Annotated in this window: 7 protein-coding genes and 1 pseudogene; 1 reads left to right on the top strand and 7 read right to left on the bottom strand. The window is 59.6% G+C overall.

The window, feature by feature from the left end; all coding sequences use genetic code 11:
• From WAW39_RS05325 to mtnB, 6 genes and pseudogenes are all read right to left on the bottom strand, one after another.
• Nucleotides 1–300 (bottom strand): annotated as a pseudogene (locus WAW39_RS05325) (hypothetical protein); the annotation flags it as partial.
• 72 nt (nucleotides 301–372) lie between these two features.
• The gene (locus tag WAW39_RS05320) at nucleotides 373–2772 is read right to left on the bottom strand and encodes a vWA domain-containing protein (RefSeq protein WP_422316527.1); all 2400 of its coding nucleotides are present in this window, start codon (nucleotides 2770–2772) and stop codon (nucleotides 373–375) included.
• A 99-nt stretch (nucleotides 2773–2871) separates the two neighbouring features.
• Entirely contained in the window at nucleotides 2872–3966 is a 1095-nt protein-coding gene (mtnA, locus tag WAW39_RS05315; protein ID WP_422316525.1) for an S-methyl-5-thioribose-1-phosphate isomerase, read from the bottom strand.
• Complete coding sequence (gene mtnC, locus WAW39_RS05310) at nucleotides 3963–4649, bottom strand: acireductone synthase (protein ID WP_422316523.1); 687 nt, start codon at nucleotides 4647–4649, stop codon at nucleotides 3963–3965. The genes mtnA and mtnC overlap by 4 nt, the downstream gene beginning before the upstream one ends.
• A complete protein-coding gene (locus WAW39_RS05305) occupies nucleotides 4646–5239 on the bottom strand; it encodes a 1,2-dihydroxy-3-keto-5-methylthiopentene dioxygenase (RefSeq protein WP_422316521.1) in 594 nt (197 codons plus the stop codon). The genes mtnC and WAW39_RS05305 overlap by 4 nt, the downstream gene beginning before the upstream one ends.
• A gap of 14 nt (nucleotides 5240–5253) precedes the next feature.
• Nucleotides 5254–5916 carry a methylthioribulose 1-phosphate dehydratase gene (gene mtnB, locus WAW39_RS05300; RefSeq protein WP_422316519.1) on the bottom strand — a complete coding sequence of 221 codons (663 nt, stop codon included), beginning with the start codon at nucleotides 5914–5916 and terminating at the stop codon, nucleotides 5254–5256.
• 264 nt (nucleotides 5917–6180) lie between these two features.
• Here mtnB and WAW39_RS05295 point away from each other — a divergent pair, with 264 nt between their 5' ends.
• Entirely contained in the window at nucleotides 6181–6552 is a 372-nt protein-coding gene (locus WAW39_RS05295; protein WP_422316517.1) for a YkvA family protein, read from the top strand.
• Nucleotides 6553–6899: 347 nt separating this feature from the next.
• Here WAW39_RS05295 and WAW39_RS05290 read toward each other — a convergent pair.
• The coding region (locus WAW39_RS05290; RefSeq protein WP_422316515.1) for a hypothetical protein at nucleotides 6900–7081 on the bottom strand (182 nt) is incomplete at its 5' end.

Below are 7081 nucleotides of genomic sequence, written 5' to 3'. Positions count from 1 at the left end.
TTTCGCAGCCGCTTCTTCCACGGCCTTCGCTGCTTCAGCAGCTTTCTTTTCCGCAGCCAGTTTGAGGGCTGCGGCTTCCTTTTCTGCGGCCACCTTCAATTCGGCAGCCTTCTTTTCAGCCGCAGCTTTGGCCAGTTCCAAGTCCTTGGCCGCAGCGTCAGCATTCGATTTGACGGCTTCCTTCACCGCCTCTGCCGCCTTCTTCGTGTCCTCGGCGGCTTTGGTGCCTTCCGGGGTCTTTTTGCAGGATGTCATGCTGCCCGCGAGCAGCCCGATCAGGATGAGATGGGTGTGTTTCATAATCTGGAAGCACATCGTCTGTGATGCCGTATTCATTACAAGTCGAATGCTGCAAAAGCCTAAATCGGAGCACTAATTCGCATCCAGCGTCAATTCGGTCAGGGCATTCGCTTTGACCTCCACTTCCTTCTCTGCTTTTTTATCACCTTCGCTGCGCGTCACCAGCACCCTGCCTGCGGGAATGAAAAGCTTGGCGTTCGCATCGTAGGAATAGGTGAGCTTCTTGCGGTTCCCCTCGGCATCCTTCGCGCCAAAAATCTCCCAGGTTCCGGGCGTGCTGGAGCTGAGGCTCAGGGTGCCCGCGTTCAGGATCAAGGCTTGGGTGCTCATCTTGCCTGCCGGCACTTCCATCTCAGTCTGGGCCGTCGCAGCACCGCGCGTCACCACCACGAGGTATTTGCCCGCTTTAAGGTGGATCTTGGGCTGGGCATCGTAGCTGTAGCTGGCTTTGGGCCGTTCTCCCTCCGCATTCGCTTCGCCAAACACCTCCCAGTTGAGCCCCTCAGGTGCCGGGTCGGCACCTTCGGCCATTTTGGCGCTCAGGGCCAGCGTTCCCGCATTGATGATGATCGGGATCTCCTTGAGCTTGCCCGCAGTGACTTCAATCTCCTGCTTCGCCTTGGCGCTGCCCCATTCCATCTGCACCAAGTATTTCCCCGCAGGCAGGCTGAGCGTCGGCACGGCATCATAGCTGTATCCAGCCTTGGTCCGGTTGCCTTCGGCATCAGCAGCGCCAAAAATCTCCCACGTCACATCTTTGGAAAGCGCTTCCGCACCTTCCGTGGTGAGTGCGGAAAGCTTGACCCTTCCAGCCCCCAGCGAAACCACCTTTTCCACCGTGGCTCCGGCCTTGATCTCCACCTGCGCCTTGCCCTTCGCATTGCCCACCACCACTTCCACCTCATACTTGCCTGCAGGCAGCGCCAGTGTGGGCTGGGCCTCATAGCTGTAGGCGGCCTTGGGGCGGTTGCCCTCCGCATCCGCTTCGCCAAACACATCCCAGCTCACATCCTTCGCCACAGGCGTGCCGCCTTCCTCCATGACGACCGAAAGTTTCACTTTGCCGCTGCCCAGCAAGACCACAACGTCCTGCGTCTCTCCTGCTTTGACTTCGATCTCTTTTTGCCCCTTGGCGTTGCCGTAAGTGGCCACGACAAGGAACGGGCCGGAGGGCAGGGTCATCTTTGGCTGGGCCTCGTAGCTATAGCCCAGCTTCTTGCGCTGGCCCTCGGCATCGGGTGGGGAGAAAAGGTCCCAGCTCACATCTTTGGCGATGGGCGGCTGGCCTTCGGCGCTGATGGCGCTGAGTTTGAGATTGCCGCTGCCAAGAATGACCTTCACCTCCTGCGCAGGGCCTTCTTTCACTTCCACGTTCACGCTGGCCGTGGCATTGCCACGCACCGCAGTCAGCAGGTAGGTGCCGGGAGCCACCTTGAGAAACGGCTTGGCCTCATAGCTGAAGGAAACCTTCGAGCGGTTCCCCTCACTGTCTGCCGGCCCGAAGAGATCCCAGCTCACCTCCCTTTCAAACGCCACGCCACCCTCTTTGTCATAGGCCACCGCCTTCAATCCGGTCTCGGCAAACACCACTTCCTTGGTCACTGTGTCGCCGTCTTTCACCGTCACATCCAGCTCCAGCGTCTTTCCGCCAAACTTCGCGCTCAGGGTGTACTTGCCCGCCTTCGGCAGCTCGGTGCTCCAATGCCCCCCGCTACCCGTGGCGATGGCATTTTCACCGCCGCCCTCCGCAAAGACCTGAAAACTCACGCCTTCGATCAAGGCCCCGCCCGAGGACTTCTTCGCCTCCACCACCAGCGTCGTCACCGGCTTCGCCACCTGCTTCATCGCGGCTTCCAGCGAAGTCTTCAGCGACGCCGCATCCTTGGCCGCAAGGTACATGCCGCCGGTCTTTTTCGCCAGACACTCCAGCCCGGATGACTCACCCGGCTTGAGGTCAAACCCGATCACATGGCAGGTGAAGTCGATCCCCATTCGCTCCAGTTCCTCCGCAGCCATGCAGGGATCTTTGTCACAGGTCTCCACCCCGTCGCTGACCAGGATCACGGACACCTTGGCCTCCTCAAATTTCAAATACTTCGCCGCCTGGATCACCGCTGCCGTGAGCGGCGTTTTGCCTTTCGGTTCCAAACCGGCCACCGCTTTCAAGATCGCCGCCGAGCTCCCGGGCTGCGGCGGCACCAGCAGTTCAATGTCCTCGCAGTCACCTTTTTTGCGGTGTCCATAGGCCATCAGCCCCAGCTCCATGTTCGGATCAATCGAGCCCACAATGTCGCTCACCACCTTCTTCGCGATGTCGATCTTCACTCCGCCCGGCACTTGGCCGTACATGCTCCCCGAGGCATCAAAGACGATGATCGCCCTGGAGGCAGGCGCTGGTTGCTGGGCCAATAGACTCGAAGTTCCGATGAGCAATGCCCATCCCGTCAACACATTCGTAAGGCAGCGATTCATGCGATGATCTCCTTGGTTTCGTGAAACAGACCCCAAGGAATCGCAGGCCGTTCACAAAATGCCGTCCCAAACTTAAAAAAAACGGGGGCCTCCTCCGGCTCAAATCAAAGCCTGCAGCTGCTGCAATGCCTCGGCGCTGGCTGCAAAAGTCCCATGCTCCGTCACCAGGCCAGTCACCAAGGCCGCTGGCGTCACGTCAAAGCCATCATTGCGCGCCTGAGTTCCCGCCGGGGTGATCAGCACCTCCTCACGCACCCCTGCCGCATTCAATCCAGGCATGTGCGTCACCTCCCGGGCGCTGCGCTGCTCGATGGGGATGTCTCGAATGCCGTCGGTGATCGTCCAGTCGATGGTGCTGACCGGCGTGGCCACGTAAAACGGTACATCATGCGCTTTCGCCGCCAGCGCCTTGAGGTAGGTGCCGATCTTGTTCGCCACATCCCCATGCGCCGTCACACGGTCCGTGCCCACGATGACCACATCCACCAGCCCGCGTTGCAGCAGATGCCCCGCATTGTTATCGACAATTAAAGTATAAGGCACCCCATGCTCTTTGAGTTCAAAGGCCGTCAGCGAAGCCCCCTGGCCGCGTGGGCGCGTCTCACTCACCCACACATGAACGTTCATTCCCGCATCATGTGCCTGATAAATGGGCGAGATCGCCGTGCCCCAGTCCATCGTGGCCAGCCAGCCGGCGTTGCAGTGCGTCATCACATTCAGCGGCGCAGAGGCATCGGCCTTCTTCGCTTGAATCGCTCGAAACAATTCCAGCCCATGTTTGCCGATGGCGTAATTCGTCCGCACGTCATCCTCACAGATGGCCAGCGCCTCATTCCACGCCGCCTCGGCACGTTGTCCAACATCGAGCGGTGCCACGGCACGCTTCACCCGGTCCAGCGCCCAGCGCAGATTGATCGCCGTGGGTCGCGTGGCATGCAGAACCTCATAGGCCCGTTTCAGCGCCGCATCCGTGGCATCATCCCGCAGCGCAAAGTACAGGCCAAACGCAGCCGTCGCACCAATCAGTGGCGCACCACGCACCCGCATCACTTGGATGGCCTCGGCCGCATCCTCCATCGTCTGCAGATCACGCCATTCCACTTGGTGCGGCAGAAAGGTTTGATCGATGATGCGTGCGCTCCGTGTCGAGTGCTCGGCTTCAATGGAGCGGTGCGGCTGTCCGTGAATGTTCATGCAATGGATATTTCGGCGAAGGAGGTGATGGCAGGATGGTCGTGCTGCGGCACCGGTTTGTTTCCAGGCCGTATCGCGAGCGCCGTGAACATGCCTGCGTTTCGCGCCGCATTCAATTCTTCCACCACATCGCTGATGAAGAGAATCTGCTCCGCCGGCAGGCCGCAATCCGCCGCGATCGCTTCGTAGCTCGCGCTTTCGCGTTTGGAACCTGTCGTGGTGTCGTAGTAGCCTGTGAAGTGCATGGTGAGATCCCCGCGCTTCGTGTGCGCAAAGAAGAGCTTCTGCGCCTGGATGCTGCCGGAGGAGTAGATGCGAATATCCAGCCCCTTCTGACACCACCCTGCCAGCGCCAGCGGCACATCATCAAAGATTCGGCTTCGCAGCTCCCCATTGCGAAATCCCTCCTCCCAGATCATGCCCTGCAGCTGCTTCAAACCGGTCACCTTGGCGTCCGCTTCCATCAGCCGATGCACCGCCGTCTCAGCCTCGGCAGGTGAAGCAAAGGCGGCCACACCTGCATCACGTGCCAGTTGTGCGATCAGCGCCGTCCCCCAATACCTGACGAGGTAACTGCCCGCATGCTGCCGCGCATACGGAAACATCACGTCATGCACAAACGCCAGTGGCGAGACGGTGCCCTCGATGTCCAGCAGGATCAGTTTGCCCCCAAACGTGATCATGCGGCGATGGCCGCAGCCTGCTCAATACGGAAACCTTTGGCGGCGATGGGATTGGGCCCAAAGCACAGCGGTTGATACCCGCTGGCAATCGCGTCACCGGTATACAGCGGCGTCCATCCAGCCTTTTCGCGGAAGAGCCGTATCGCACGGATGGTGCGGTCGGCACACAGGTCAAACCAGTGCTTCGTGCCCGCAGGCACATTGATGAGATCACCCTCTTCGATCTCGATGGAAAACACCGGATCCCCATTTTCCGGATTGATGTAAAAGATGCCGTGCCCTTTCACAATGAAGCGCACCTCATCCTCCGCATGGCGGTGCTCCTGGTTAAACTTGTTCAGCATCTCCTGCAGATTCGGCACATCCGGGGTCACGTTCACCACATCCGCCGCGATGTAGCCGCCGCTCTTTTTCAGGGCCTCCACCTCAGGTGCATACGCCGTCAGGATTTCCTCCTGCGTGGCGTCGCGGTCGATCCGCCCCGCCACCGGCCAGCGTTCGTAATGAATGCCGTGGGGCAGAAGAAAACGGCGGATGCTGTCCGCATCGTCGATGACTCGGTCTGCGGATGGAATGCGGAGGTAGGCCATGAAATGAGTGCTCGCTAAAACGAGCCGAAGAGCAAACGCTTCTGTGTGACGACTTCGAAGAGAAACTCCAGCACCTCGATCTGCCGCCGCGCCGCCGCGAGGTTCTCCCCCCAGGTGTAGAGGCCGTGGCCCGCCATCAGAAAGCCATGGCGCAGCACGCTCGCAGGATCTTGCAGCCGTGCATCAATCACCGTCGCCAGCGCAGCAATGTCCTGCGTGTTGGGGAAAATCTCGATCCATGCCTCAGACTCATGCGTGCCGATTCCCGCAAGCCCTTTCAGCATTTCATAGCCCGCAATCCGCAGCCCGCCGTCCTTCAGAAAATGCTCGCTCAGCACCGTGGCGGCCACCGAATGGGTGTGCAGCACCGCGCCCGCGCCGTGTTTCGCCAGCACCGTGTGCAGCAGCGCCTCGGCGGAAGGCTTTGGAAAATCCCCCTCCAATGACTGCGCGTTTTCATCCACCATGACAAACTGGTCGGGCTGCAGGCGTCCTTTGTCGAAACCACTGCCAGTCATCAGCAGCGTCAGCGGTTCACGGTCAGTCACCACGCTGTAATTGCTGCTCGTACCCAGCGACCAGCCGCGATGATGAAAATCCCGCCCGCACTCGATGAGTTCACGGGTCAAAAATTCAATCGCCTCGGTGGCAGTTGGCTGAGCTTTTTCAGCGGGCATGGGTGAGTGGATGATTCGGACAGTGGCAGACATGTCAAATTCGCTCACGTAGCAGAATCTTCACATCCCACCTGGAGTTGACGCACGAGCAGCGGCAAAACATCTGGCTCTCGTGGAAACGATGTCCTTGAGGTCGCTTCCGTCCTTTTTGTCCTTCAGAAGCGACACTGCGTTGTCATTGGCCTTTCATGTTCAAGCCCTGCATCCACCAAGCCGCTATCACTGCACACTGGACTTCACAAACGCCGTTGGTTATTTTTCCCTATGAACACTCCCACCAATGGCGATCACGATCTGGACATAGCCAAGGTCAACCAGCGCGCGCAGGAGATCGAGAGCAAGCTGCCCAAGCTCAAAAAAGTCTTCGAGCAAACGAAGATCATGCTCAGCATGGTGAAGGACTACTGGGCGGGTTCCTATCGCGAGATCCCGTACTGGGCCATCAGCGCAGTCTCCCTGGCTCTGCTTTACGTGCTCAATCCTGCCGACGTCGTCCCAGACGTCATTGTCGGCGTCGGCTATCTCGACGATGCCACCATCGTCGCCTTCTGTTTGAAACTCGTGCAGCGCGAACTGGAGCGCTACCAGGAATGGCAGGCCGCCCAAGCCCAGGCCGGCAAAGTCGTGGATGTCTAATACCATGATCTGTTGAATACAGGTCCGTAGCTCCGCACGTCACACCCCTCTGCTTGAAACCAAGTGGAGGCAGTTCACCTCCCACGAAGCACCCGGCGCATCCCTGCCATGCAGCAAAATATGCGCGTGCCGCAGCACTGGTAGGGAACCGCTGTGCGGGTCCGAAGATTCGGGTCTATGGCATCGCGGGCGCTCAAAAAGGTGCGCCTTCCTTGGAGTGTGGAAAGGCGGGGGCGGTGGTTGGGCCGACTGCCGCAATGTCCGCATCCGACGGAGGAAGTTCTGTTTTATACCCAGGACAGTTGAAAATGAGTCTGAAGGAACAGGCCAGTTTTCCAAGCAGAGCATCAGGCCCGGCGCTTCATGCTGGGACGTAGGATGGACGTGGCGACAGCCCGTCCGTCCATGAGCGTGAGGCAAACGTCTTGAGCCTGCGAGCGTTCGGGCAGCCTTGAGCGCACCTTGAGCGCACCTTGAGCGCACCTTGAGCGCACCGTGGGCGCACCGTGGGCGCTGGGGCGTACGAACG

It is taken from the genome of Prosthecobacter sp. (assembly GCF_049294395.1).
In the GTDB taxonomy this organism is placed as follows: Bacteria; Verrucomicrobiota; Verrucomicrobiia; order Verrucomicrobiales; family Verrucomicrobiaceae; genus Prosthecobacter.
Note: the sequence above shows the minus strand (reverse complement) of the source record. Positions and strands in the feature narration are given on the sequence as shown.